At 67.1% G+C, this 22,968-nt stretch carries 21 protein-coding genes; 10 read left to right on the forward strand and 11 right to left on the reverse strand.

Annotated features, from left to right (window positions below):
• The first annotated feature begins 5 nt into the window (after positions 1–5).
• Complete coding sequence (locus MUN23_RS14360) at positions 6–1,520, forward strand: glycoside hydrolase family 32 protein (protein WP_248759238.1); 1,515 nt, start codon at positions 6–8, stop codon at positions 1,518–1,520.
• A gap of 104 nt (positions 1,521–1,624) precedes the next feature.
• On the opposite strand, the gene MUN23_RS14365 is transcribed toward MUN23_RS14360, so the two are convergent.
• The 4 genes from MUN23_RS14365 to MUN23_RS14380 all read right to left on the reverse strand — a co-directional run bounded on the left by MUN23_RS14365 (position 1,625) and on the right by MUN23_RS14380 (position 5,076).
• Positions 1,625–2,722: a LacI family DNA-binding transcriptional regulator gene (locus tag MUN23_RS14365; protein ID WP_248759240.1), complete on the reverse strand. Its 1,098-nt coding sequence runs from the start codon at positions 2,720–2,722 to the stop codon at positions 1,625–1,627.
• 140 nt (positions 2,723–2,862) lie between these two features.
• Positions 2,863–4,077, reverse strand: a complete 1,215-nt coding sequence (locus MUN23_RS14370; protein WP_248759242.1) for an MFS transporter — start codon at positions 4,075–4,077, stop codon at positions 2,863–2,865.
• Positions 4,078–4,222: 145 nt separating this feature from the next.
• Positions 4,223–4,729, reverse strand: coding sequence for an SRPBCC family protein (locus MUN23_RS14375; RefSeq protein WP_248759244.1), 507 nt, complete (start codon positions 4,727–4,729; stop codon positions 4,223–4,225).
• Positions 4,730–4,743: 14 nt separating this feature from the next.
• Positions 4,744–5,076, reverse strand: a complete 333-nt coding sequence (locus tag MUN23_RS14380) for a helix-turn-helix transcriptional regulator (RefSeq protein ID WP_058931565.1) — start codon at positions 5,074–5,076, stop codon at positions 4,744–4,746.
• 189 nt (positions 5,077–5,265) lie between these two features.
• Here MUN23_RS14380 and MUN23_RS14385 point away from each other — a divergent pair, with 189 nt between their 5' ends.
• On the forward strand, positions 5,266–5,667 hold the full coding sequence (locus MUN23_RS14385; RefSeq protein WP_248759246.1) for an Hpt domain-containing protein: 402 nt from the start codon (positions 5,266–5,268) through the stop codon (positions 5,665–5,667).
• A gap of 38 nt (positions 5,668–5,705) precedes the next feature.
• Here MUN23_RS14385 and MUN23_RS14390 read toward each other — a convergent pair whose 3' ends face one another.
• Positions 5,706–6,116 (reverse strand): DUF6855 family protein, encoded by a 411-nt coding sequence (locus MUN23_RS14390; protein WP_248759248.1) that lies wholly within the window; start codon positions 6,114–6,116, stop codon positions 5,706–5,708.
• Between the two features lie 119 nt (positions 6,117–6,235).
• On the opposite strand from MUN23_RS14390, the gene MUN23_RS14395 reads away from it, so the two are divergent.
• From MUN23_RS14395 to MUN23_RS14430, 8 genes are all read left to right on the forward strand, one after another.
• A complete protein-coding gene (locus MUN23_RS14395; protein ID WP_248759250.1) occupies positions 6,236–7,273 on the forward strand; it encodes an ABC transporter ATP-binding protein in 1,038 nt (345 codons plus the stop codon).
• On the forward strand, positions 7,266–8,897 hold the full coding sequence (locus MUN23_RS14400) for an ABC transporter permease (protein ID WP_248759252.1): 1,632 nt from the start codon (positions 7,266–7,268) through the stop codon (positions 8,895–8,897). The genes MUN23_RS14395 and MUN23_RS14400 overlap by 8 nt, the downstream gene beginning before the upstream one ends.
• Entirely contained in the window at positions 8,894–9,406 is a 513-nt protein-coding gene (locus tag MUN23_RS14405; protein WP_248759254.1) for a GbsR/MarR family transcriptional regulator, read from the forward strand. The genes MUN23_RS14400 and MUN23_RS14405 overlap by 4 nt, the downstream gene beginning before the upstream one ends.
• Positions 9,390–10,406, forward strand: a complete 1,017-nt coding sequence (locus tag MUN23_RS14410) for a magnesium and cobalt transport protein CorA (RefSeq protein WP_248759256.1) — start codon at positions 9,390–9,392, stop codon at positions 10,404–10,406. The genes MUN23_RS14405 and MUN23_RS14410 overlap by 17 nt, the downstream gene beginning before the upstream one ends.
• An 84-nt stretch (positions 10,407–10,490) precedes the next feature.
• Entirely contained in the window at positions 10,491–11,129 is a 639-nt protein-coding gene (locus MUN23_RS14415) for a hypothetical protein (RefSeq protein WP_248759258.1), read from the forward strand.
• Entirely contained in the window at positions 11,129–11,359 is a 231-nt protein-coding gene (locus MUN23_RS14420) for a helix-turn-helix transcriptional regulator (RefSeq protein ID WP_248759259.1), read from the forward strand. Before MUN23_RS14415 ends, MUN23_RS14420 begins: the two co-directional genes overlap by 1 nt.
• A 45-nt stretch (positions 11,360–11,404) precedes the next feature.
• Positions 11,405–12,421: an o-succinylbenzoate synthase gene (locus MUN23_RS14425; RefSeq protein WP_248759262.1), complete on the forward strand. Its 1,017-nt coding sequence runs from the start codon at positions 11,405–11,407 to the stop codon at positions 12,419–12,421.
• A 157-nt stretch (positions 12,422–12,578) separates the two neighbouring features.
• Complete coding sequence (locus MUN23_RS14430; RefSeq protein WP_248759263.1) at positions 12,579–14,654, forward strand: PhoX family phosphatase; 2,076 nt, start codon at positions 12,579–12,581, stop codon at positions 14,652–14,654.
• A gap of 108 nt (positions 14,655–14,762) precedes the next feature.
• Here the strand turns inward: MUN23_RS14430 and MUN23_RS14435 are convergent, their stop codons facing one another.
• The 6 genes from MUN23_RS14435 to MUN23_RS14460 all read right to left on the reverse strand — a co-directional run bounded on the left by MUN23_RS14435 (position 14,763) and on the right by MUN23_RS14460 (position 22,925).
• Entirely contained in the window at positions 14,763–16,403 is a 1,641-nt protein-coding gene (locus MUN23_RS14435; protein WP_248759265.1) for a glucoamylase family protein, read from the reverse strand.
• Positions 16,400–18,301 (reverse strand): glycoside hydrolase family 3 protein, encoded by a 1,902-nt coding sequence (locus MUN23_RS14440; protein WP_248759267.1) that lies wholly within the window; start codon positions 18,299–18,301, stop codon positions 16,400–16,402. The genes MUN23_RS14435 and MUN23_RS14440 overlap by 4 nt, the downstream gene beginning before the upstream one ends.
• Before the next feature lie 34 nt (positions 18,302–18,335).
• Positions 18,336–19,274: a carbohydrate ABC transporter permease gene (locus MUN23_RS14445; RefSeq protein ID WP_248759269.1), complete on the reverse strand. Its 939-nt coding sequence runs from the start codon at positions 19,272–19,274 to the stop codon at positions 18,336–18,338.
• Positions 19,275–19,278: 4 nt separating this feature from the next.
• A complete protein-coding gene (locus MUN23_RS14450; protein ID WP_371876041.1) occupies positions 19,279–20,220 on the reverse strand; it encodes a carbohydrate ABC transporter permease in 942 nt (313 codons plus the stop codon).
• A 23-nt stretch (positions 20,221–20,243) separates the two neighbouring features.
• A complete protein-coding gene (locus MUN23_RS14455) occupies positions 20,244–21,518 on the reverse strand; it encodes a sugar ABC transporter substrate-binding protein (RefSeq protein WP_248764093.1) in 1,275 nt (424 codons plus the stop codon).
• Positions 21,519–21,833: 315 nt separating this feature from the next.
• Entirely contained in the window at positions 21,834–22,925 is a 1,092-nt protein-coding gene (locus tag MUN23_RS14460) for a LacI family DNA-binding transcriptional regulator (protein WP_248759272.1), read from the reverse strand.
• Positions 22,926–22,968 lie beyond the last annotated feature (43 nt).

A 22,968-nucleotide genomic window follows, 5' to 3' on the forward strand; every position in this document is an offset into this window, starting at 1 on the left:
CTTCCATGTCATCCCCGGACCTCGCCGCCACCGACTTCGCCAGCCTGGCCGCCGCGCACCCCGACCCCGCGTTCCCGCACTTCCACCCCCGCCCCGCCCAGGGCTGGATCAACGACCCCAACGGCATCAGCCACCTCAACGGCCGGTACCACGTCTTCTTCCAGTACAACCCCGCGTCCGCCCGCCACCACAAGATCGCATGGGGCCACCTCAGCTCCGCGGACCTGGTCCGCTGGGAGGAACACCCCGTGGCTTTGAGGCCGCAGGACGGCGGGCCGGACGAGTACGGCTGCTGGACCGGTGTGGTGACGGACGACGGCGGCGTCCCCACCGCCGCGTACTCCGGTGTCCGCGGCGACGGCGGCCACTCCCAGGTGGTCATCTCCCGCGGTTCCGCGGACCTTGTTTCCTGGACCCAGGATGGGCACGTCGCGGCGTCCATGCCGGCCGATCCCATGGTCACGGCCGTCCGCGACCCCTTCATCTTCCGCTTCAACGGCAAGCGCTACGCCATGCAGGGCGCGGGTCTGGCCTCCGGCCACGCGGCGCTCCTGCTCTACACGGTTGAGGACCTGGCTGACTGGAAGTACCAGGGCATCTGGCTCACCTCCGAGAACCCGGTCGCTGCTGCCCGGACGCCGGCCGAGATCTGGGAGTGCCCGCAGCTGGTGCGCGTGCCGGCCGTTTCCTCCGTTGAATCCCCGTCCGTTGCCTCCGTTGAATCCCCCTCCGACGGCGACGCGTGGGTCATGATGTTCTCCCTGTGGCTCTCCGGCGATGACCACGAGCACGCCAACGGGGTGGGCCACCTCATCGGCTCCCTGGCCGAGGACCCCGCCACCGGGCTGCCGGTGTTCTCCCCGGAGACCGGCGGCAAGTCCGACCTGGGCCGCGACTTCTACGCGCCGCAGATCGTGCAGCTGCAGGACGGTGCCGGCGCCGGTGCTCCCGGTGTTCCTGCTTCTTCCTCAGCCCTCGCTGCCCTCGCGGAGCCCAAGGCGCTGCTGTGGGGCTGGGCCAATGAAGGGCCGGGGCGGGACGGCCGCCGCGGCCGCAGCCAGGCCGAGATCGACGCCGCGGGCTGGGCCGGAGTGCTCACCCATCCGCGCCTGCTGTCCGTGGTGGACGGTTCCCTGGCCGTGGCACCCGCGCCGGAGGTGGATGCCTACCGTGGCGCGCAGCTGGCTGCGCAGGCTGCCGGGAGCGTTGAGCTGCCGGCGTATGCCGAAGCTGTGGTGACCGCCCGCTCCGGTGGGCTGGCAGCGCTGGCCGCGGACGCCGTCGTCGAACTTTCCCTGGTGGCCGATGGTTCGCAGGACGCCGGGCAAGTGGTGTTCAGCGGGACACTGGCTGCGGGGGAGGAGCTGCGTGTGTTTGTGGACGCGTCGCTGGTGGAGGTGTACCGGAGCGGTTCGGTGGCCACCACGCTGCGCGCCTATCCCGCGCCCGGCGAGCGGTGGGTGCTGCGGCTTCCCGAGGGTGCGGCTGCCGACGTCTGGCAGCTGGAACAGCCTCAGTAGGGGAGCGTCTGGCGCGAACGGACACTTGAGGCCCCCCAGGCCGGGGCCTCAAGTGTCCGTTCGCGCTGTTGGCGAGGGCCTCAAGTGTCCTTTCGCGCTGGTGGTCAGGCCTGGCCGGCGGGGACCGGGCCGGTTGACTCGCGCACCACGAGCCGGCACGGGACCAGCGTCTGGCCGGGACGGCCGTGTTCGGCGGGGGCGCCGCCGTCGTAATCCTCGTAATCCTCGTTATCGTCCGGCTCCTCCGACAGTTCCCGGAGGAGCCCGGTCATGGCGGCGGCACCCATCTCCCGCAGCGGGAGGGCCATAGTGGTGAGCGCAGGGACCATGGTGGAGGCGATGCGGAATTCGTCGTCGTATCCCATGATGGAGAGGTCCTGCGGGATGGCCAGGCCCAGCCGGTTGGCCGCGAGCACCACGCCGATGGCCAGGCGGTCGTTCGCGCACACGATTGCGGTGGGCCGGTCCGGCGCAGCGACGCCGTCCAGGAGCTTCATGGCACTGTGGAAGCCGGCGTCGATGTCCCAGCCTGCCTCGAGGATCCGGCCCGGCCGCACCGGCAATCCGGCGGCTTCAAAGGCATCCCGGTGGCCCTGGATCCGGCGCGGCGCGGCGGGCGTGAGGCCGTCACCGGCGAGGACGGCGATGTCCCGGTGGCCTAGCTCCAGCAGGTGCGTTGCCGCCTCCCGGCCGCCGCGGACCTCGTCCGGGATGACGGCCGGAACGCCTGCCTCGGGACGGTCATCGAAGCAGTTGGCCAGCACCGACGGCACGCGCAGCATGTTGAGCGGGACATGCAGGGGGCGCAGGCCCACGGTGACATACATCAGCCCGTCCACCTGGCGGTCCAGCAGCGTGGCCACCGCACTTTCGTCACGGGTCGCGTCCAGCTCCGTATCCATCACCACGGTGACAAAACCCTGGGATCTGGCCACGGCGTCCGCGCCGGCGATGATATTGCCGTCGAACGGGCTGGTGACCACCTGGTCCGAGACGATCCCGATGATCCGCGACCGGCGGTTGCGCAGGCTCACGGCAATGGCGTTGGGCGTGTAGTTCAGCGTGGCCGCCGCTTCACGGATCCGGACCTGGCTCTCCTTGGCCACGTTCCCGTCGCCGCGCCCGTTCAGGACCAGCGACACCGCGCTTCGGGACACCCCGGCGAGCTTGGCGACGTCGAGCGCTGTGGCTTTGCGGTTCATACTGGGTTTCCTCCCGCGTGCGGTATTTCCTGCAGTCTACCTAACGCGTGTGAGGTGCGCCCGGACCTGGCGCGGCGGCGCTTTTCCCCCAACTGGGTAGCAGCAGGTGTCGTTATGAAGGCTCATTACGACACGTGCTGCTACCTAGTTGGGCCCGGGGTCAGGTGGTTGGGCCGGGGCGGGTTCGGGAGGTGCGCTTCAGGCAGGCGCGGCAGGCTGGCCGCCGCGACCAGCAGCGCCAGGGCCCCGAGGCCAAGCGGCAGGGCGGTGAGGGTGGCGATGCCTCCCACCAGCAGCGGCCCGCCGGCGTCACCGAGTTCCCGGCCGAGTTCCGCCGAACCCATGGTCCGGCCCATCCGCTCCGGCGGCGTGGTGTCGGCCAGATGCGCGAAGCCGAGCGGCGTGGCCAGGCCGACGCCGGCGCCAATGGCTGCCGCGGCAATGAACAGCGTGACCGGACCCGGAGTGAGGGCGATGAGTGCGACGCCCGCGGCGGTAAGGAGGAGTCCCGCCGTCGTCCCTTTGTTATCGCTGATGCGGTGCGCGTCCCGCAGCCTGCCGATCCAGGGCTGCGTGAGCACCGATGTGATGGCCAGAACGCTGACCGCGGCCGTGCCGGCAACCGGGCCAAGGCCGTGCCGGGTGGCGAGGGCGGGAATGAATCCGATCGCCGCGCCGAGCGCCCCGGTGGAGGCCGCCAGCACCAGCGTCGGCACCAGGAAACGCCGCTCAGTGACCTGACGGGCGAGATCGAGCACTGTGTATCGCTGCCGGGGGAGCGGCGCCAGGTGGGGAACGGACACCAGCACCCACGCGGCGGTGGCCGCCGCCAGCACCGACAGGGCGCCGAACAGCAGGGCAAACCCGCCCGCAAGGATCAGTCCCGCCCCCAGCAGCGGACCGATGACGTACCCCAGGCTCTTCCATGAACCGTACCGGCCGAAGTAGGTCCCGGCCTTCTTGCCTCCCGCCAGCCGCGCAACCATCGCGGACGACGCCGGCGAGAACGCCGAAGCCGCTGCGCCCTGCCCCAGCCGCGCGAGTCCAAGCATCAGCGGATTCGCCGCCCAGAGGCCGATCAGCGACAGCACCGCGAACGCCAGGAGGCCGCCGACGATGACGGGCTTGGTTCCGATCCTGTCGCTCAGGGCGCCGAAGACCGGCTTGAGGAAGACCTCGGAAACGTCATAGAGGGCCAGTAGGATGCCCAGGTTGAGCAGCGTCAGGCCGATGTTCTCGCTCTGCGCGCCCATTCCGGCGGCGATGCTGTGGGCGCCGAACGCGGTGACGAAGCCGGCCGCGTACAGGGGGACGGTGGACGCACGGGCGTCCACCACCTGTGCCGGGGCGCTCACGCGTGCACTTCGAGACAGGGCGCCTGTTTTAGGGAAATCACACCGCAAAGCGTAACAACAGCCGAACTGAGTAGCAGCAGATGTCGGTTTGCCGGGCTCAAACCGACATCTGCTGCTACTTACTTGGGGGAGGGGAGGGGAGGCGTTAGGTGAGGGACGCCGCCAGCTCCTCGATGATCTCGAACTGCTCCCGCACGCCGCCTTCCATGCCGGACTGCGCAATCATGTCCCGGACTTCCTTGCTCCCCGCATCGGTGCGGATCCGCACGGTGGTGGCGCCGCCGTCGGCCCCGTCAAAGGTGACCGTATTAAGCACGGCGCCTTCCTCGCTGTCCGGCGCGGTGCCCGGCATCTCCATGACCTCCGTGTGGACGATCCGCTCGTTGGGCACAATCTCGCGGTACGTGCCGTGGAAGGCCACCTGGAATTCGCCGTGCGCCACCATGACGTACCGCCACGCGCCGCCGACGCGGAAGTCCATCGCCGCCACGGTCATCTCACCGCGCCGGCCCGGCCACCATTTCTTGACGAGTTCCGGCGTGGTCCAGGCCCGGTAAACGAGGTGCGCGGGTGCGTTGAGGGTCCGCGTGATCAGGATTTCCGTGTCGCTGGGGAACGTCACATCCATGGTGCTGCTGCTTGCCTGTGCCATTGTCCTGCTCCTTTTCAGTGCTCTTCTTTGAGATCCTCCAGCACGTCCTCGAGAAGATCGAAGCGCTCCTCCCAGAGGTGCTGGTAGCTGGCCACCCAGTCGTGGATGGGCTTGAGGGCTTGCGGATTGAGCCGGTAGAGCCGCTGCCGGCCTTCGTCACGCACGACGACGGCGCCCACCTCGCGCAGCACCCGCAAGTGCCGTGACACGTGCGGCTGCGCCAGGCCCAAAAGGGTCACCAGCTCGTTGACCGGGCGCTCGCCTTGCGTGAGGGCGTCCAGGATTTCCCGACGGCGGGGCTCAGCCACCGCATTGAACGTATCTGCCGTTGTTGCTGCCCGTGCCATACCGCAATTGTATACCCATATGGATATGCATTGGAAGGGACGGGCAGCTAATCTGCCACGCAGTGCCGATGAGTTGAAAAGTCGAGTACCTACTACTGATGCTTTCGGCATCCCCGGCCGCATAGCGTCGTATGGGGGACCTGCGAGACGTCCATCGGTACACCGCTTCTGGGGGCAGGAAGGACAAGAATGGCGCCGGAAGAGGGCAACGCCCTTCCCCTCCTGGATCCGGATGTCCTGGACAGGTTGCGGACAGAGCTCGAGGACGATGACGGCGTGTGGAAAGTCTTCGTGCAGAACTTCATCGAATACCTGCCCCACAGGACTGAAAAGCTGCGTCTGACCCTGACCACCGGCGACCTGGCCGGTGCGATGGACGCGGTCCTCAGCCTCAAGACCTCCAGCCAGATGGTGGGCGCGGAGCGCCTCGCCGGACTTGCCATGGACCTGGAACGGGCCCTGCGCCACGAGACTCTCGACTCTGAACCCGCCCGCGTCCTGCCCCGGTTGGCAGCGGACCGTCTGCGCCAGATCATTCGCTGCGCCCGGCAGACCACTAACATCCTGCAGAAGTACCTGCACTCCGGGTGAGGCCGTAAAAGACGACCCCGGGGTTCGGGAGCGAGAGGTCAGGGTTTCGGCAGGGCCCGTACTGTGTTGTTCCGCTTCTCGTGCGTGAGTTCGGCCAGGCCCAGGGCTTCCAGGAGCGGCGGGAGATACATGCCAAACCGGCCGCGATAACCCTTCCGCAATCCGTACCAGCCGCCCATGGGGTTGGCGGGGTCGCGGCCCCAGGCCTCGACGCTGTCCTCCGGCGCGGGTTTGCTTTCATCGGCGGCCCCCAGCGGAACCCAGTCGCCTTGCTCCAGCAGCCAGGAGTGGAGATCCTCTATGGCCTGAAGATGGTACTTCAACGTGGTCGAGCCGACCTGGCAGACCAGCGCCGGAGGGTCCGCGTCCGGGTCCCCGTACATGGTGTACCCAGATGATCCCGGAGCCGTCACCAGCTCCCAAGGATCAGCCTTCGTTCCTTCAGCCACGCCCATTCCCACCTTCCTGGATGCCACCCGGAACTCCAGCCTATGGGCAGCAACACCACGCGTAAACAGCGGAAATTTGCAGTATTCACAAATTAGTAAAACTGAGTAATGTTCCGCCTATGGACACCATCATCCAGACCGTTGAATTGCACAAGCACTTCGGCAGGGTCCGGGCACTTGACGGGCTCAACCTAGAAGTCCAGCGCGGCGAAATCCATGGATTCCTCGGACCCAACGGCGCCGGGAAGTCCACCACCCTCCGCATCCTGCTGGGCCTGGCCAAGGCCACGTCCGGCACGGCCAGCGTTTTGGGGCTTGACCCGTGGACGCAGTCCGTTCAGCTGCACCGGAGCCTGGCCTACGTTCCCGGCGACGTGCGGCTTTGGCCCAACCTGTCCGGCGGCGAGACCATCGACCTGCTCTCGCGCCTGCGCGGCGGCACCTCCGACGGCGGCACCTCCGACGGCGGCACGTCCGACGGCGGCACCTCCGGCCGCGCTGCGGACGGCAAGGCCTACCTCCAGCGCAAGGCACGTCTCTGCGAGGCCTTCGACTTCGATCCCGGCAAGAAGGGCCGCGCCTATTCGAAGGGCAACCGGCAGAAGGTGGCGCTGATCGCGGCCCTGGCCACGGACGCGGAGCTGTACCTCTTCGACGAACCCACGAGCGGACTTGACCCGCTCATGGAGGCGGTGTTCCGGCGGGAGACGCTGGCCGTCGTCGAACGCGGTGCCACTGTGCTCCTCTCCAGCCACATCCTGTCCGAGGTGGAGGCGCTGTGCCAGCGCGTGAGCATCATCCGTGCAGGCAGGATCGTGGACGGCGGCACGCTGGATTCCCTTCGCCACCTCACCCGCACGGAGGTCTCCTTCGCGGCGGACGGCGTGGACACCCGTGCCCTGGGGGAGCTCGGCGCCGTCCATGGATTGACGGCCGACGGCGGCAGGGTCAAGTTTGGTGCCGACTCGGACCGGATCGCCGAGGTGCTCCCGGTGCTCGGTGCCCTGGGAGTGCAGGGACTGATCATCACCCCGCCGTCGCTCGAGGAGCTATTCCTTCGCCACTACGGCGACACGTCCGTGTCCGCTCACGGCAAGCATGCCGAGGCCGAGCCCGGCCAGCGGCGGCACCTGCTCGGCGCGCGGGGCCGTGGCTGAGGTGTACACGCTCCGGGTCCTTTGGGGCCAACGACTGCGCCGCGACCGCTGGCAGCTCGCCATCTGGGTGCTGGGCATCGGCGCCCTGGCCATGTTCGCTGCGGCCGCCATCCTCCGAACCTACGGCGACCAGGCCGGCCGCGCGGAGATCCTGCAGGTGGCCATCGCCACTCCTGCCATCCTGATGCTCCGCGGCCTGGCACGCGGGCCTGACCTGGGAGCCTTCACGTTCTTCCAGATCTACTCCTTCCTTGCCTTGCTGGCCGGCCTCATGAGCACCTTCCTGGCTGTGCGCCATTCCCGGGCCGAGGAGGAAAGCGGCAGTGCCGAGCTCATCGCGGCCACCCCCGCCGGCCGCCTGACCCCTGCAGCGGCCACGTTCCTGCACGGCACCGTGGCCAACGTCCTGGTGGCACTGGCGGTATTTGCCGGCTTCGCGGCAGCGGGGCTTGATCCTGCCGGTTCCCTGGTGGCGGGCGCGGCAACGGGCGCCGTCGGCGTGGCATTCCTGGGGGTGGGCCTTCTCATGGCCCAGCTGATGGGCACATCCCGCGGCGCGAACGGGTCCTCCGCGGCGCTGGTTGTCCTGGCGTACGTCCTGCGGGGTATCGGGGACGCTACGGGCACGCCGAACGCCGACGGAACAGTGATGACAGCCGGGGCGGCCAGCTGGTTCTCCCCGATCGGCTGGGGTCAGCAAACCTTCGCCTATACGGGTGACCGGTGGTGGCCGCTGCTCCTGCCGGTGGGGCTCGCCGTCGTATGCCTGGCCGCGGCCTGGCTGTTCCTGGAAAGGCGGGACAGCGGCGCAAGCGTCTGGGGAGCGCTTCCCGGCCGGGCAGCCGCGCGTCGCGGACTGAACAGCCCCTTTGCACTCGCTCTGCGGCTGCAGGCCGGTTCGATCATCGGCTGGAGCCTGGGCGGACTGGCGGGGGGACTCCTGGCCGGCTCGCTCGGTAGCGCGATCGCCGCCGTTGACCTGGCCGACAGCAACGTCACCGCGGTGCTTCGTGCCTTCATCCAGTCCCAAGGCGCGTCGCTGACCCAGCTCATGATCTCGGTCCTGTTTTCGATCGTCGGGGTTCTGGCCGCCGCCTGCGGACTCCAGGCTATCCTCCGGCTGCGCCAGGAGGAGGCGGCCGGTACCGCGGAACTCCTGCTGGCCGCCCCCGTCAGCAGGATCCGGTGGCTGGTCAGCTACTTGGTGCTGGGCGCGTCCTCGGTATTGATGGTCATGTTCCTCGCGGGGCTGGGCGCCTGGGTTTCCCTGACCGGATCGGGCGACACGTCCGTGGACGGGTGGGCGGTGTGGCAGACCGCCGCGGCCCAGCTTCCCGCGGCACTCATCTATCTTGCTGTGCCTGCGCTGGTGTTCGTCCTCTGGCCCTTGGCGACGATCGCCGTCGGCTGGGCGCTCCTGGCCGCCGGCGTGGTCCTGGGCATCTTCGGCGGCATGGTGGGCCTGAACCAGGACGTCCGCAACATCTCACCGTTCTCCCACACGCCCGTGCCGAACGGTACGACGACGGACTGGAGCGGTGCGTGGTGGATGCTCGCCATCGCAGTGCTCACCGGCGCCGTGGCCGTCGTTGTTATGCGGCGGCGGGAAACGGGTACAGCATGACGGCGGACGCGGCTGCGGTCAACGCCGCGGCGGAAAAGGCCGCAGCAGGCTTCGCCTCGGCGGGCTTCCCCAAGATGCCTGCCCGGGCCCTGATGGCCCTGGTCTCCTCCGAGGACGGGAGCCTCACGGCAGCCGAGCTTGCGGAGAAACTGGGGGTGAGCGCCGCCGCGGTGTCCGGCGCCGTCCGGTACCTGCAGACCGTGGGCTTCGTCCACCGGGTCTCGCAGCCCGGCAGCCGCCGCGACCTGTACGCCCTCTACGACGATGAGTGGTACATCGTCTCCATGCGGAAGAGCCCCACCTACCAAAGCCTCGCCGCCCTGACGGATGCAACCGCCGAGGCCCTGCCGGCAGGATCCGCAGCCCGGTCCCGGGTGACGGAGATGGGCCGCTTCTACCGCTTCCTCGCCGCCAGGATGCCCGCACTCCTGGACGACTGGGAGCGCGAAAGGAACACTGGGTCCAGCGATGTTCCGACAAGGAGGCCCGGCCATGACCATCATCGATAACGCGGTGTACGTGGACGGGGTCAGGACGGCGGACCCCGACGGCCTGGACGAGACGTACTTCGCCCTGAGGCAGCGCGAAGGAATGGCGTGGATCGGACTGTACCGCCCGGACGCCAAGGAAATCAGGTCGGTGGCCGAGGAATTCGACCTGAGCCCCCTCGCGGTGGAGGACGCCCTGGCCGGACACCAGCGGGCCAAGCTGGAGCACTACGGCGAATGCGTCTTCCTGGTGCTCCGCCCCGCCCGCTACCTCGACGACGTGGAGAAAGTGGACTTCGGCGAGATCCACGTTTTTGTCGGCGCCGATTATGTGATCACCGTCCGCCACGCCGAATCTCCGGACCTGGCAAGGGTGCGCCAGCGGATGGAATCCACGCCGGAGTTCCTCGCCCTGGGCCCGGAGGCTGTGCTGTACGGGATCCTGGACCAGGTGGTGGACGAGTACGAACCCGTGGCCGCGGGGCTGGAGAACGATGTGGACGAGATCGAGGACGACCTCTTCGGCGCCGATCCGGACGTGTCGCGCCGGATCTACGAGCTCTCCCGCCAGGTCATCACCTTCCAGCGCGCCACCAGCCCGTTGGTTGGCATCCTCCAGGCCCTCGCGGCCGGAACACCGGAGCACCAACCGGGTCCCGAGCTGCAGGACCATTTCCGCGACGTGCTGGACCACGTGATCCGGCTGAATGAACGGGTGGCGTCCTTCCGCGCACTGCTGCAGAACGCCCTGGCTGTTAATGCGGCGTTGGTGGCGCAGCGGCAGAACGACGAAATGCGCCGGCTCACGGAATCCAGCTTCGCCCAGAGCGAGCAGGTGAAACGCATTTCGTCGTGGGCGGCCATCCTGTTTGCGCCCACGCTGGTAGGCACCATTTACGGCATGAATTTCACCAGCATGCCCGAGCTGAACTGGGTCTTCGGCTACCCGTTTGCCCTGGGCCTGATGGTTGCCATGGGGCTGGGGCTCTACTGGACCTTCAAGCGCAACAAATGGATCTAAGGGCATTGACGGGCAGTGTGGTGCCGGGTAGCTTATCGATTGTCGTTATTAACGAATATCGATAATGCTTTTTTTGGGGGAGCCATGAAACTGACCAAGGACACTGCCGGGCCGGAGACTAGCGGGAAGAAGTTCGTCTCCAGGGCGGACGCCGTCCTTCTGATGATTATGTCGGCGGCCGCGGCGGTGATAACAACCGTTTGGTCCGTGACTGGGATCGTCGGATATTTCACTGGACCTGCGACCCTGGTGCTTCCCATTTCCACGGCACGGCGGACTGTCAGCGGGCTGGAGTTGGAATCCACCGGGCACTTCACGTCGCTGGAAGCCACCATTCCTGACATTTCGGACGGTCCGGCAGCGTTCCTGGGCTGGGGAGCCGCCCTGAACCTGGTGGGTATCCTGGCCATCCTGACGCTGCTTTTTCTGCTGGCCTACCGGCTCCACAGTGCGACATTGTTCACGTCAGGTTCCGAGCGGATCGTGGGTGCCTGTGGCGCAGTGCTGGCGGTAGCAGGGTCAGTGGGCCAGGTCCTCGACGGGTGGGGACGGACCCGGCTGGCGGACATGATCGTGGCGAACGGACCCACATCTGGGGAGCTCTACATCTACACGGGCGAGTTCGATCTCTGGCCCTTGGCGGTTGGCTTGGTCCTGGTGCTGGTGGCAGGCGTCTTCCAGTACGGCCGCCGGCTCCAGGCAGACACGGAGGGGCTGGTCTGATGCCAGCCGAAGACTCGGACATCCACTGCCGGCTCGATGAACTCCTCGAAGCACGGGGGATGACGTTGACCGAACTCAGCAAGACCGTCGGAGTCAGCCTGGTGAATTTGTCCGTGCTCAAGAACGACCGCGCGAGGGCCATTAGGTTCTCCACGCTGACAGCGATCTGCGACGCCCTGGGCTGCCAGGTGGGGGACCTGCTGGTAGTTGTCCCGCGAGCTAGGCCCTGACGCGCTGACTCCTGACCTGTCGGTGCCCGCTTGTACAGTGAACGCATGCCTCCTTCAGTCCCGCCCGCCTTCCCTTCCCTTGACGAGTTGCTCGCCACGGCCCACGTGGTGAGCCTGCCCATGCGGGTGAAGTTCCGCGGCATCATGGAACGCGAAACGCTGCTGCTGCGCGGCCCACTCGGCTGGGGCGAGTTCTGCCCGTTCCCCGAATACGCCGACGCCGAGGCCTCCCGCTGGCTCGCCGCCACCATCGAGGCCGGCTGGCACGGCTTCCCGTCACCGGTCCGTTCCGTGATCCCCGTCAACGCCACCGTTCCGGCCGTTTCCGCGGACCGGGTGCCGGAGGTCCTGGCACGGTTCGGCCGGGTGGACGCCGTCAAGGTCAAGGTGGCCGAGCGCGGGCAGACGCTCGACGACGACGCCGCCCGGGTGGCCGCCGTCCGTTCCGCATTGCCGGACGCCGCCATCAGGGTCGACGCCAACGGGGGTTGGGACGTGCCTACCGCAGTGAAGGCACTCACCCGGCTCGCCGCCGTCGGACTTGAATACGCCGAGCAACCGGTGCCGTCGATTGAGGGGCTCGCCGAGGTGCGGCGGCAGCTGCGCGCCGCGGGAACGCCGGTGCTGATCGCGGCCGACGAAAGCGTGCGCAAGGAATCCGATCCGCTCAAGGTGGCGCGGGCAGGCGCGGCGGATCTGCTGGTTGTAAAGGTCGCGCCGCTCGGCGGAGTGCGGCGTGCGCTGGACATCGTGGCGCAGGCTGGGCTCCCCGCCGTCGTCAGTTCCGCGCTGGACACCTCCGTAGGCATCCGCGCCGGGCTGGCTCTGGCCGCTGCCCTGCCCGAGCTGCCGTATGCGTGCGGGCTGGGGACGGTGTCGCTGTTCACCTCGGACATCACGCTGGATCCGTTGGTGGCCGACGACGGCGCCATCCGCCTCCGCGAGGTCACCGCCGACGCCGGGCTGCTGGAGCAGTATGCGGCTTCCCCGGAACGCCGCGACTGGTGGCTGGCCCGCCTCGCCAGGGTCCACGCCCTCCTGGCAGCATCGACTGCTCCGTAACGGCCCTTTTGCGGGCTGAAAAGGGCGCTTACGGAGCAATCGATGGGAATCCCTGCAGGTCACCGCGGGTTAACCGGAACTTCACCCGGCTGACGGCTGGGCGTCGGAAGCGGCTGAAAGGGTGGCCGGGACCCGATCGTAAATTTGGAGGCACCCCTTGTCTGAAACGACAGCCCGCAAGTTCACCCTGCTGCCCATGCTCGGCCACACCAAGGGCAAGCGCAGCGCAGTCACGTGCGCCTTGAAGTGCGACAACGCCTGCGCCGGCGATGTCTGCAACACCAGCTCCAACAGCTATTTCCGGGACATCGCGTCCGCCACCATGTCGCGCCGCGCCGCCCTGGGCTTCGGCGCCGCCGGTGCGCTCGCCGTCGTACTTGGCAGCGCCATTACCTCCGCGGAACCGGCACTTGCCGGCGGCCCCGGGCTGGCCCCCGCCGCGAAGGAAGGCTTCGCGAAGTCGAAGCTGAAGTTCACGCCGATCGCTCCGGTGGATGCCGCCGTCGACGCGTTCACCGTGCCGGAAGGCTTCACCTGGCAGCCCGTGATCCGCTGGGGCGACCCGATCTTCAACGGCACGCCGGACTTCGATCTGAACAACCAGACGGCCGCCGCGCAGGAGAAGCAGTTCGGCTACAACAACGACTACACGGACATCCTGGAGATTCCGAACACCAAGGGCCGCCGCGCCGTGCTGTTCGCCAACCACGAATACACGAACGAGAACATCATGTTCCCGGCCACCATGCCGGCTGCCGACGTCCGCGCGGTGGGGGCCGCTGCGCACGGGCTGACCGTCGTCGAGCTGGAGCGCAAGAACACCACCAAGCCGTGGACGTACGTCAAGGGCGCGCCGCTGAACCGCCGGTACCTGAACAACACGGTCTACGAACTGACTGGGCCCGTCGCGGGTTCCGCCCTGGTCAAGACCGTCGCGGACCCGAGCGGCCGCAAGATCAAGGGCACCCTGGGCAACTGCGCCGGCGGCACCACGCCGTGGGGCACCATCCTGTCCGGCGAGGAAAACTTCAACGGCTACTTCGTCTCCCCGGGCACGTCCGCCGGCGACAAGCGCTACGGCCTCACCAACAAGGCCACAGCACGCCAGTGGGAAATTGATGACAAGCGCTTCGACACCCGCAACGCCGGCTACGAAAACGAAGCCAACCGCTTCGGCTGGATCGTGGAAGTTGACCCGTTCGATCCCACGTCCACCCCGAAGAAGCACTCCTCGCTGGGCCGTTTCAAGCACGAGGGCGCCAACGTCATCGTTGCCGAGTCGGGCAAGGTGGTGGCCTATTCCGGCGACGACGAGCGCTTCGACTACCTGTACAAGTTCGTCTCGAAGGACTACTACAAAGAGGGCGACCGGGCGCACAACATGACGCTGCTCTCCGCCGGCGACCTGTTTGTAGCCAAGTTCAAGGGCAACTCGCCCATAGCTGAAATCACCGGGGTTGGCAACGTTCCCGCTGACGGTTCGTTCGACGGTACGGGCGAGTGGCTGCCCCTGGTGGTCAACGGCGAGTCTGTCGTCGACGGCATGACCGTGGAAGAGGTCCTGGTCTACACCCGCCTCGCCGCCGACAAGGTTGGCCCCACCAAGATGGACCGCTGCGAGGACGTTGAGCCCAGCCTGCACACCGGCAAGGTTTACGTGGCCTGCACCAACAACTCGGACCGCGGCAAGATTGGCAAGGAAGGCGCCACCGAGGTCAACCCCCGCAACGCCAACCGCGACGGCCACATCGTGGAAATCACCGAAACCGGGGACCAGACCTCCACTGCCTTTACGTGGAACCTGCTGATGGTCTGCGGCGATCCCTCCACCGGCGACGTCACGTACTTCTCCGGCTTCCCGGTGGACAAGGTCTCGCCCATCTCCTGCCCGGACAACCTCGCCTTCGACTCCGTGGGCAACCTGTGGATCTCCACCGACGGCGCCCCCGCCGGCATCGGCAAGGCTGACGGCCTCTTCAAGGTCACCCTCGAAGGCGCCGAGCGCGGCAAGGTGGAGCAGTTCCTGGCCGTGCCCAAGGAAGGCGAAACCTGCGGACCGATCGTCCACGACGACGAGAACAACGTGTTCGTGTCCGTGCAGCACCCGGGTGAGGAAGGCTCGTTCGCGGACCAGCACTCCTTCTTCCCGGACTATGTTGCGGAAGGCACGACGCCGGCCCGCGGCCAGGCGCGCGCGCCCCGTCCGTCAGTGGTCCAGGTGTTCCGCGGCTAAGTCCGCGTCCCTCCTACTGACCCGTTGCTCTATCACTTTTGGTCCCTTTGCCGGCCTTTTAGGGACTGTAAGTGATAGAGCAACACGTGGGAAACGGGAGAGAGCGTCCTAGGCGATCAGGCCGGCGCCGAACTCCTCTTCGGCGATGAGCGGCCTGATGACCGCCTCCACTTCGCCCTGGACGAAGTTGCGGCGGATCACGTTGTTGCCGAACACGTTGCCGATGGCGCCCAGCACCATGGCCTGGTCCAGCGAGAGGTACCGCCGGGCGATGGTGCCGGACTTCACGGCCACGGCATCAAAGAATCCGCCTTGGCCGTAGGCGCCGAGGTTGTTCTCGATCTTCACCAGGTTGTCGTAGGCCTCACGGGGTTCGTATTCCATGGCGAGGAACGCCGCATGGGGCGTCACCACGCCGTCGCCCCAGGCCGGCGTCGGGTTCGTGGCCGGCCGGCAGCCCTCGAAGCCGACGTCCACGCTGGTGCGTTCGACGTCGGACGGGTAGCCGTCGCTGCTCATGCCCAGGATGTCCATGCCCCACTCGGAGTACCCACCGTTGGGGTGGCTGGCGGGGGAGAAGCCCCAGTAGCCGTACTTGGCGTCGTCCAGGCCGAACTCGCGCTGCGCCCGGACGGTCAGGGGGTGGTTGACACCCCAGGCCTTCGGCGCCCAGTCGGATTCCGGGACGAAGAGATCTGGCATCAGCGACTCAAACATGTCCCCGCCCCAGCTCGGCACGATCCGCATGCCGCGGTAGGTGTAGGCGCCCTCGAAGACGTCGATGCCGTGGTACGTCCGGTGCTCGCCGATGGGCTTCTGCTCCTGCCAGGACCAGTCGCAGGTGTCCGGGAAGACCCGCATGGTGGCGAAGTAGTGCGCGGGCGGAAGCTGGCCCAGGGCGATGCCGATGTAGGTGGCGATGCGCGGCTCGGAGTTGGTGACGTCGTAGTGGTTCATCGTGTAGAAAACGTCGGGGCCCTTGCCGAGGTAATTGCCCTGGACGGTTTCCACCGGCGGTTTGACGTCGTAGAACCCGCCGCGCAGCAGGCCGGCGGCCACCCCGGGCCGGGCGTCCTTGTTGTAGAAAATCCCGAAATCCATCCTGCCAAGGATGGTGTTCGCCAGGCCGGCCACCTGCGGCTCGGCGTTGCGAACCGTCATGAGGGCGGCGGCGAACCAGCCGTTGTCCACGCTGGACATAAACGGCGCCACAGGGTTCCCGTTCTCCGGCCAGACGGTGATGACCTCACCGGTGGCTTCGTCGTACCAGTTGTAAAGCATGCCGCTGGGCTCGTGGTGCTTCAGTCCCACCAACGTGGTGAGTGTGCGCGTCAGCCGCTCGCGGCACTCGTGGGCGCTGATGATGTTCAGTTCCCGGGCCACCACGGTGCTCCACATGTAGCCGCCGATGTTGGTGGGCGACGTAAAACCGCTGCGCTTGGGTGCGGTGATGGACTCGCCGATGTAGTCCGCCGGCAGGCCTGTTGCGGGATCGGTCATCGCAACCAGGGACTGCCAGGTGTCGTGCGCCCAGCGGTTGATGATCTTCCGGTCGATGCCCTCCTTGTTCCGGGGACGCGACAGCGGCGATACCCCGCCGGACGTCGCCGACGCCGCAAGCTGGGCGGCGTAGCCCGGTGCCGCGGTGGCCGCGGCGATGCCAGAGACGGCGAACGCTGCCGCACCGGCCAGAAGCTGACGGCGGGTGGCGCTGGAGATTCTGGGGTTCGGCTCAACGTGCTGGTTCATGAGTTCTGTCCTAACGTGTCCGTTGTTAGTGTCGCCGGCAGGCTGAGGCCGTGCCCGAACGGGAAAAGGGCATCGGCGGTATCGCCGGGGACATCGGGCCGGGATGCCCGCACGGCATCCATCGACCGCGGGATTTCGAACGGCAGGCGTCCTTCGGGAGCGATGCGTCCGAACACAGCGTCCAGGAGTGCCGTGTCCGATACGCCGAACGTGCCCACCACGGCGGACGCGAAGCCGGTCAGGGGTGTGAGGATTGCCGGGCGGTCCAGCCGTACGTCAATGACCAGCGGTACCTTTTCGGCCAGGGTGCGGAGCCGGGAGACCAGCCCGGGCGGGAAATCCAGGCTCCCCGCATGGAAATGCTGCTCCAGGAACAGATCGTCCCGGTGGTCCCACGGCGAGTGCAGCCGGATGATCGCGACATCGGCCGCTGAAGGGTCCTGCACCACAGTGCCGAAACCCTCGAGACTCTGCGGGTCCAGGCCCTCAAGGTAGACGGCCGGTGAGCCGGAAAGCGGAAGGGAGGTCCCGACGTCGGACGTTCCGTTGGTGAGCACCGTGACGGACCGGGATTGGGCGCGGTGTCCTTCGCGCCGGAATTCGGCATTCCCCACGATGCTGGCCGCGGCATCCTCGTCCACGAACGGGTTGTCGAAGAGGCCCAACTGGAACTTCACCAGCAGCAGCCGCCGGGCGGACTCGTCCAAACGTGACTCGCTGACCAGCCCGTCCCGGACCAGGCCGATGAGCAGTTCGGTGCATTCCTCGCCGCCGAACTGGTCCACGCCGGCGTTGAGGATCTTCAGCATGCGCTCGGGCGCGGTGAGCTGTTCAACGCCCCAGGCCCGGGCCGGCAGGACCTGGTCGCCCACGATGTTGTCGTTGACCAGTTCCCAGTCGCTGAGGACCACGCCGTCGTAGCCGAGCTTGTCCCGGAGCAGGTTGGTGATGATCTGCCGGTTGTAGCCGAAACCGACCTCCTCCACGGGTTCGCCGTCGAGTTCCACGCCCACGGGCATGCCGTAGTAGGGCATGATGGCGCTGGTATTTTCGGCGATCGCGGCCCGGAACGGGGCCAGGTGCTCGTCGAAGCGGCCGCCGGGGTAGACCTGTTCGCGGCCGTACGGGAAGTGCGCATCCTCGCCGTCACGCTGCGGACCGCCGCCGGGGAAGTGCTTGGTGGTGCAGGCAACGCTGTCCGGCCCCAGTTCCGCGCCCTGGAACCCCTGGAGGTACTCCACCACGTATTTCGAGCTGAGCTCCGAGTCCTGTCCGAAGGTCCCGGCCTGCCGGCACCACCGCGGTTCGGTGGCCAGGTCAACGGTGGGGTGCAGGGCCGCGCGGATCCCGACGGCGGTGTACTCCTGCCGTGCGATCCCGGCGAAGCGGCGGATCAGGTCGGCGCTGCCCACTGCGGCCAGGCCGATCGGCTCGGGCCACTGGGAAAAGTGGGCGGCGGTGAACGAGACCCCGGAGTTTTCGATGAAGGCATGCCGCGGGTCCGTGGAAATGGTCACGGGGATGCCGTGCGGGGTCTGCGCGGCCAGCTCCTGCAGGGCGTTGCTCCAGCGGGCGGCCTCCCGGGCGGTGCCGAGGGCATGGATGTTGAAGTGGTTCATGAACTTGGCATGGATCACGGTGCTGGTGGGCGATTTGCTGATGTTGCCCGGTTGCTCGAGGAGGGATCCGTCCGGGCCGGTTTCGATCACGGTGTGGAACATCAGCCCGGCTTTTTCCTCAAGGCTGAGGCGGCCCACCAGGTCTGCAGCGCGTTCCTGCGGACTGAGTTCCGGGTTTTCGAAGGGATCCATGATCCCGTTGCCGTTGAGGTCCCGGAACGCTTTTCCGTCGGCGACGGACGTCCCGGGGCGTGCTTGATTCTGGGTTTGTGCAGTCATGGGGCTCTCTCGGAGAGGTTGGGCAGGGGAGCGGCTACTTGATGCCGGTGGCCGCGACGCCCTGGACGAAGTACTTCTGGAGGGCAACGAACAGCAGGATGATGGGCGTGATCACCAGCACCGAGCCGGCCAGGAGCAGGCCGTAGTCCGTGGCGTTCTGGCCTGTGGAGTAGAGGGAAAGGGCCACGGGCAGGGTGTACATGTCCTCGCTCTGCGCCACCACCAGCGGCCACAGGAAGTTGTTCCAGGAACCGAGGAAGGTCAGGATGCCGAGCGTCGCCAGCGGCGGTCCGCACAGCGGCATCACAATCCGCAGGAAGGTGCGCAGCTCGCCGGCGCCGTCGATCCGGGCGGCCTCGATGAGCGAATCCGGGATCCCCGCGATGAACTGCCGCATCAGGAACACCCCCATCGGCGCGGCGAGGAACGGCAGGATCAGGGCCGGGTACGTGCTGACCATTCCCAGCTTGCTGACCAGGACAAACAGCGGCACAAACGTCACCACGCCCGGGACCATCAGCATGACCATCACCAGCAGGAACAGGAAACGTTTGCCGGGGAAATCCATCTTCGCCAGCGCATAGCCCACCATCGAGCAGAACAGCAGGTTGCCGAGCACCGTGAACACGGCCACCACAACGCTGTTAAGGAAGAACGTGCCGATCTGCAGCTCGGTGAACCAGGCCACGAAGTTCTCGAGCGTGGGCTGCTCCGGCCACCAGGTGATGGGCCGGCGGAGCAGCTCGCCCTGGGTCTTGAACGCGCCGAGCAGCATCCAGGCAAACGGCAGCAGCGTGGCGGTCACGGCCACCAGGAGGGCCGCGTAGATCAGCGCCCGGCGCGTGGACAGCCGGCGGCCAGTACGACGGCGGCGGGCCGGGGCGGGCGGCGACGCCGGCACCTGGGTGCCTCCCGCCGTCGTGCGTTCCGCTTTTTCGCGTGGGATGGTGGGTGCGGTTTCCGGGATGGTCATGGCCTCAGTCCTTGGATCGCAGGGCACGGAATTGGATCAGGCTCAACAGTGCGATGGCCACGAAGAGCACATAGCTGGCGGCCGAGGCGAGCCCGTATTTGCCGAACCCGAACTGGTTGAACGTGAAGTAGCTCACCGACAGGGTGGAGTCCAGCGGGCCGCCCTTGGTCATCACGAACGGCTCCTCGAAGAACTGGAGGAAGCCCACCGAGAGCAGGACCGTGCCGAGGAGCAGGGTGGGGCGGAGCATGGGCAGGGTGATCTTCATGAACCGCTGCCAGGGGCTGGCGCCGTCCACTTCGGCGGCCTCCAGGATGTCCGTGGGGACCGTCTGGAGCCCGGCCAGGAAGATGATCATCAGGGTGCCGAGGTTGCGCCACACGGCCAGCAGGATCAGGGCCGGCATGGACCAGGTGGTGCTGTTGAGCCAGTCCGGGCCCGCGATGCCCACCCAGCTGAGCATGAGGTTCAGCAGGCCGTCCGGCTGGAGGATGAAGCGCCACACCACGGCCACGGCCACGATGCTGGTGACCACGGGAGTGTAGAAGCCCACGCGGAAGGCCGTGCGGAAGCGGGTGATCCCGTTGTTCAGGGCGACCGCGAGGGCCAGCGCCAGGACAGTGGTGAGGGGGATGCCGGCCAGCACGAAGTAGGCCGTGTTCAGGACGGAGTGCAGGAACTGCGGATTCTTGAAGAGGGCAACGTACTGGTCAAGTCCTACGAATCCCACAGATAGCGGGTTGCCGATGTCGCGGCTGGTGAAATCCGTGAAGGACATCAGGAACGACGACACCAGCGGGCCCAGCATAAACACGCCGAAGATGAGGACGAACGGTGCGGCGAACAGCCATGCCGTTACGGCGTTGCGTCGCCGGCGCGAGCCGCCTGGTCTGGCCTTTGCGCGGGCCGGAGGCCTGCCGGCACCCCTTGAGGTGCCGGCAGGCATCGGGTTGGTGGTGGCAGCCACTATTACTTCCCGGTGCCGATCGAATCTGCGGCCTGCTGCAGCGACTTCAGGGCTTCGGCGGGGTCCTTGCCGGCCTTGACGATCTGTTCGATTTCGCTGTCCGCGGCTGCCGCAACCTGGGTCCAGGTGGAAACGGCCGGTGGGTTGTTGGTGGTCTTCAGCTGCTCGCCGAAGACGGAGAGCTTGTTGTCGTCGGCCAGGGACGGGTCCTTCCAGGCGCTCTGCTGCGAGGGAAGGTCACCGGTGGCCTTGTACCACTTGAGCTGGACCTCGGGCTTGGACAGCCACTGGAGAAGCTTCCAGGACGAATCGCGGTTCTCGGACTTCTTGAAGACCACCAGGTTGGAGCCGCCCACGAAGGACGTTGAGGTCTTCTCCTTGGGCATCGGGGCAACCTTGTACTTGTCCTCAAAGCCTGGGCCGCCGGCCTTGTTGAGCAGGCCGACGTGCCACGGGCCGCTCATCATCATGGGGGCGGAACCGTCCACGAAGGATGCTTCGGCAGTAGTTCCGGTGGACACGGCCTTGGAGGCGAGCCCGTCAGCGAAGAAGCTGGCGTAGTACTTCAGCGCCTCAGCCGCTTCCGGGGTGTCGAGGGTCCACTTGGTGCCGTCGTCGTTCATCAGCTTCGCGCCGTTGGACCACTGGAAGGGGAGGGTGTCCAGGTAGGAGCCGGCGACGCCGGCGGGCAGCTGGACTCCGTATTTTGCCCCGGCCTTTTCCTTGAGTGCCGTGGCAAGGGTTTTGAAGTCATCCCAGGTTTCGGGCGCCTTGGTGATGCCGGCCTTCTCCGCGAGGTCGCTGCGGTAGTAGACCACTCGGGTGTCGACATACCAGGGCACGCCGTAGGTGGTTCCTTCGACTTCGGTGGACTTCACCGATCCGGGGAAGAAGTCGCTGGCGTCGATCTCCTTCGGTGTGGCGTCGAAGGAGTCGGCGAAGTCGCCCATCCAGGTGGTGCCCATTTGGGCGACGTCCGGTGTGGTGCCGCCTGCGATGGCGGTCTGGTACTTGCTCAGGGCGGCGTCCCAGGGGATGGCCGTGACGTTGACCTTGACGCCGGGGTTTTCTGATTCGAATTCCTTCAGCAGTGCGGGCAGTGCCTCGCCTTCGCTGCCTTGCGCCCACAAGGTGATGGTGCCCGACGCCGGTCCGGAGGCAATGGCTTCGGCCGGGGACGATGCGGCGGGGCCGGCGGAGTCCCTGCCGCAGGCGGTCAGGAGCAGTGCGGCGGCGATGCCTACGGCTGCTGCCTTCTTGGCATTCGGATGGATCATCATTGTTCCTTTCGTGGTTCCGCGGGCCTGTAAGTGGCACGGCGCGGAGGGAGCAGGAGAGGTGGAGCCATCCCGCGAGGAAATATCTAAGCGCTTTGATTCGGTTCGTAAGGTCAATCTAAGCGCATTGAATGTGATGTTGGCAACAGCTGGCGCTAAGTTTCTTCAACTGTTTGGGCGCGAACGAACACTTGAGGCCCCTCTCCCGAACGGACACTTGAGGCCCCGTGTGTGCTTGTGGCGCCACCTGCGCGAGCGGACACTTGAGGCCCCGCCGTCGTGCGGTGGCGGTGCTGGCGCTCCTGGCTCGCAGGTCTAGACTGGCCGGCAGCCGCAGCTTTCGCGCAGCACCACTCGCACGGGAAGTTTCAGGTCCACCGGAGGCTTGTCCGGGTGGTCGAGCCTGTCCAGGAGTAGCTCCACCATGGTGCGGCCCATCCGTTCCATGGGCTGCCGCACTGTGGTCAGGGAGGGCCGGATGACCCGCCCCGCGGCGATGCCGTCGAAGCCGGTCACGGCCACGTGTTTCGGCACATTAACGCCGCACGCAGCCAGCACATCCATAACAACCAGCGCATCCTGGTCGGTGGCGCAGACAAAGGCCTGCGGCAGGGAGCCCTGCTGGCAGATGGTCCGGACCGTTTCTGCGACAGTGAGCTCGCCGCCCGATGGATACCGGGGCTCGTGCCTCATCTTCGCGCCCGCAGCGGCAAGGGCGCCCCGGAATGCCTCTAGCCGTTCGTCATTGTCCGATGACGGCATGGCGCCGATGAACATCAGCTCGGTCAGTCCGTGCACGTTGATCAGGTGCTCCGTGATTGCACGCGCTCCGGAAGCGTTGTCCACGGTCACATGATCCATACCCCGGTTGCGCAGGCTCTCCGAGACCTCCACCACGGGGATGAGGCGGGCTATGCGGGCCAGGGCTTCGACGGGAACCGAGCGCGGAAAAACGGCCAGCCCGTCAACCCTGCCGGCAATATCGGACAGCACCGCCTCGTTGTTGGCGGGATTGCCGCCGCCAACCAGCAGCGCCTGCCCACGGCGCCAGCACTCGAGTTCAACGCCGCGCTGGACCTCGTCCACGTACAACGGGAACAGGCGGAGGTTTCCTTCCTCGCGGTCACCCGCTGCGTCCACTTCTTGCGACAACCCGCCGTGGGCGCCGGGGCCTCCCGACGGATCCAACAGGTAGTCGTAGGCGAATAGGCCCAAGGCGCCGGTCCTGCCGCGTGCGAGTCCGCGGGCGCTGGCACTGGGCACATAGCCCAATTCGTCGGCAGCCGCGAGCACCAGTTCGCGGGTGGACGCCTTGACCTTCTCCGGCTGCCGGAAGGTAAACGAGACGGTTGCGATGGAGACGCCCGCGCGTTCGGCGACGTGGTAAACAGTGGGGCCCTTTGCCATGTGATTCTCCTTCTGGTCCGAGTCTATGCGCTTAGTACCTGCG

It is taken from the genome of Pseudarthrobacter sp. SSS035, assembly GCF_023273875.1.
Lineage (GTDB): Bacteria > Actinomycetota > Actinomycetes > Actinomycetales > Micrococcaceae > Arthrobacter.

What these genes read in the sequence shown, in the direction of transcription:
- MUN23_RS14450 (WP_371876041.1), bottom strand. Translation starts at nt 20,220, where the DNA reads ATGCCTGCCGGCACCTCAAGGGGTGCCGGCAGGCCTCCGGCCCGCGCA.
- MUN23_RS14455 (WP_248764093.1), bottom strand. Translation starts at nt 21,518, where the DNA reads ATGATCCATCCGAATGCCAAGAAGGCAGCAGCCGTAGGCATCGCCGCC.
- MUN23_RS14440 (WP_248759267.1), bottom strand. Translation starts at nt 18,301, where the DNA reads ATGACTGCACAAACCCAGAATCAAGCACGCCCCGGGACGTCCGTCGCC.
- MUN23_RS14460 (WP_248759272.1), bottom strand. Translation starts at nt 22,925, where the DNA reads ATGGCAAAGGGCCCCACTGTTTACCACGTCGCCGAACGCGCGGGCGTC.
- MUN23_RS14395 (WP_248759250.1), top strand. Translation starts at nt 6,236, where the DNA reads ATGGACACCATCATCCAGACCGTTGAATTGCACAAGCACTTCGGCAGG.
- MUN23_RS14360 (WP_248759238.1), top strand. Translation starts at nt 6, where the DNA reads ATGTCATCCCCGGACCTCGCCGCCACCGACTTCGCCAGCCTGGCCGCC.
- MUN23_RS14405 (WP_248759254.1), top strand. Translation starts at nt 8,894, where the DNA reads ATGACGGCGGACGCGGCTGCGGTCAACGCCGCGGCGGAAAAGGCCGCA.
- MUN23_RS14380 (WP_058931565.1), bottom strand. Translation starts at nt 5,076, where the DNA reads ATGGCACGGGCAGCAACAACGGCAGATACGTTCAATGCGGTGGCTGAG.
- MUN23_RS14410 (WP_248759256.1), top strand. Translation starts at nt 9,390, where the DNA reads ATGACCATCATCGATAACGCGGTGTACGTGGACGGGGTCAGGACGGCG.
- MUN23_RS14375 (WP_248759244.1), bottom strand. Translation starts at nt 4,729, where the DNA reads ATGGCACAGGCAAGCAGCAGCACCATGGATGTGACGTTCCCCAGCGAC.
- MUN23_RS14425 (WP_248759262.1), top strand. Translation starts at nt 11,405, where the DNA reads ATGCCTCCTTCAGTCCCGCCCGCCTTCCCTTCCCTTGACGAGTTGCTC.
- MUN23_RS14385 (WP_248759246.1), top strand. Translation starts at nt 5,266, where the DNA reads ATGGCGCCGGAAGAGGGCAACGCCCTTCCCCTCCTGGATCCGGATGTC.
- MUN23_RS14445 (WP_248759269.1), bottom strand. Translation starts at nt 19,274, where the DNA reads ATGACCATCCCGGAAACCGCACCCACCATCCCACGCGAAAAAGCGGAA.
- MUN23_RS14365 (WP_248759240.1), bottom strand. Translation starts at nt 2,722, where the DNA reads ATGAACCGCAAAGCCACAGCGCTCGACGTCGCCAAGCTCGCCGGGGTG.
- MUN23_RS14435 (WP_248759265.1), bottom strand. Translation starts at nt 16,403, where the DNA reads ATGAACCAGCACGTTGAGCCGAACCCCAGAATCTCCAGCGCCACCCGC.
- MUN23_RS14420 (WP_248759259.1), top strand. Translation starts at nt 11,129, where the DNA reads ATGCCAGCCGAAGACTCGGACATCCACTGCCGGCTCGATGAACTCCTC.
- MUN23_RS14415 (WP_248759258.1), top strand. Translation starts at nt 10,491, where the DNA reads ATGAAACTGACCAAGGACACTGCCGGGCCGGAGACTAGCGGGAAGAAG.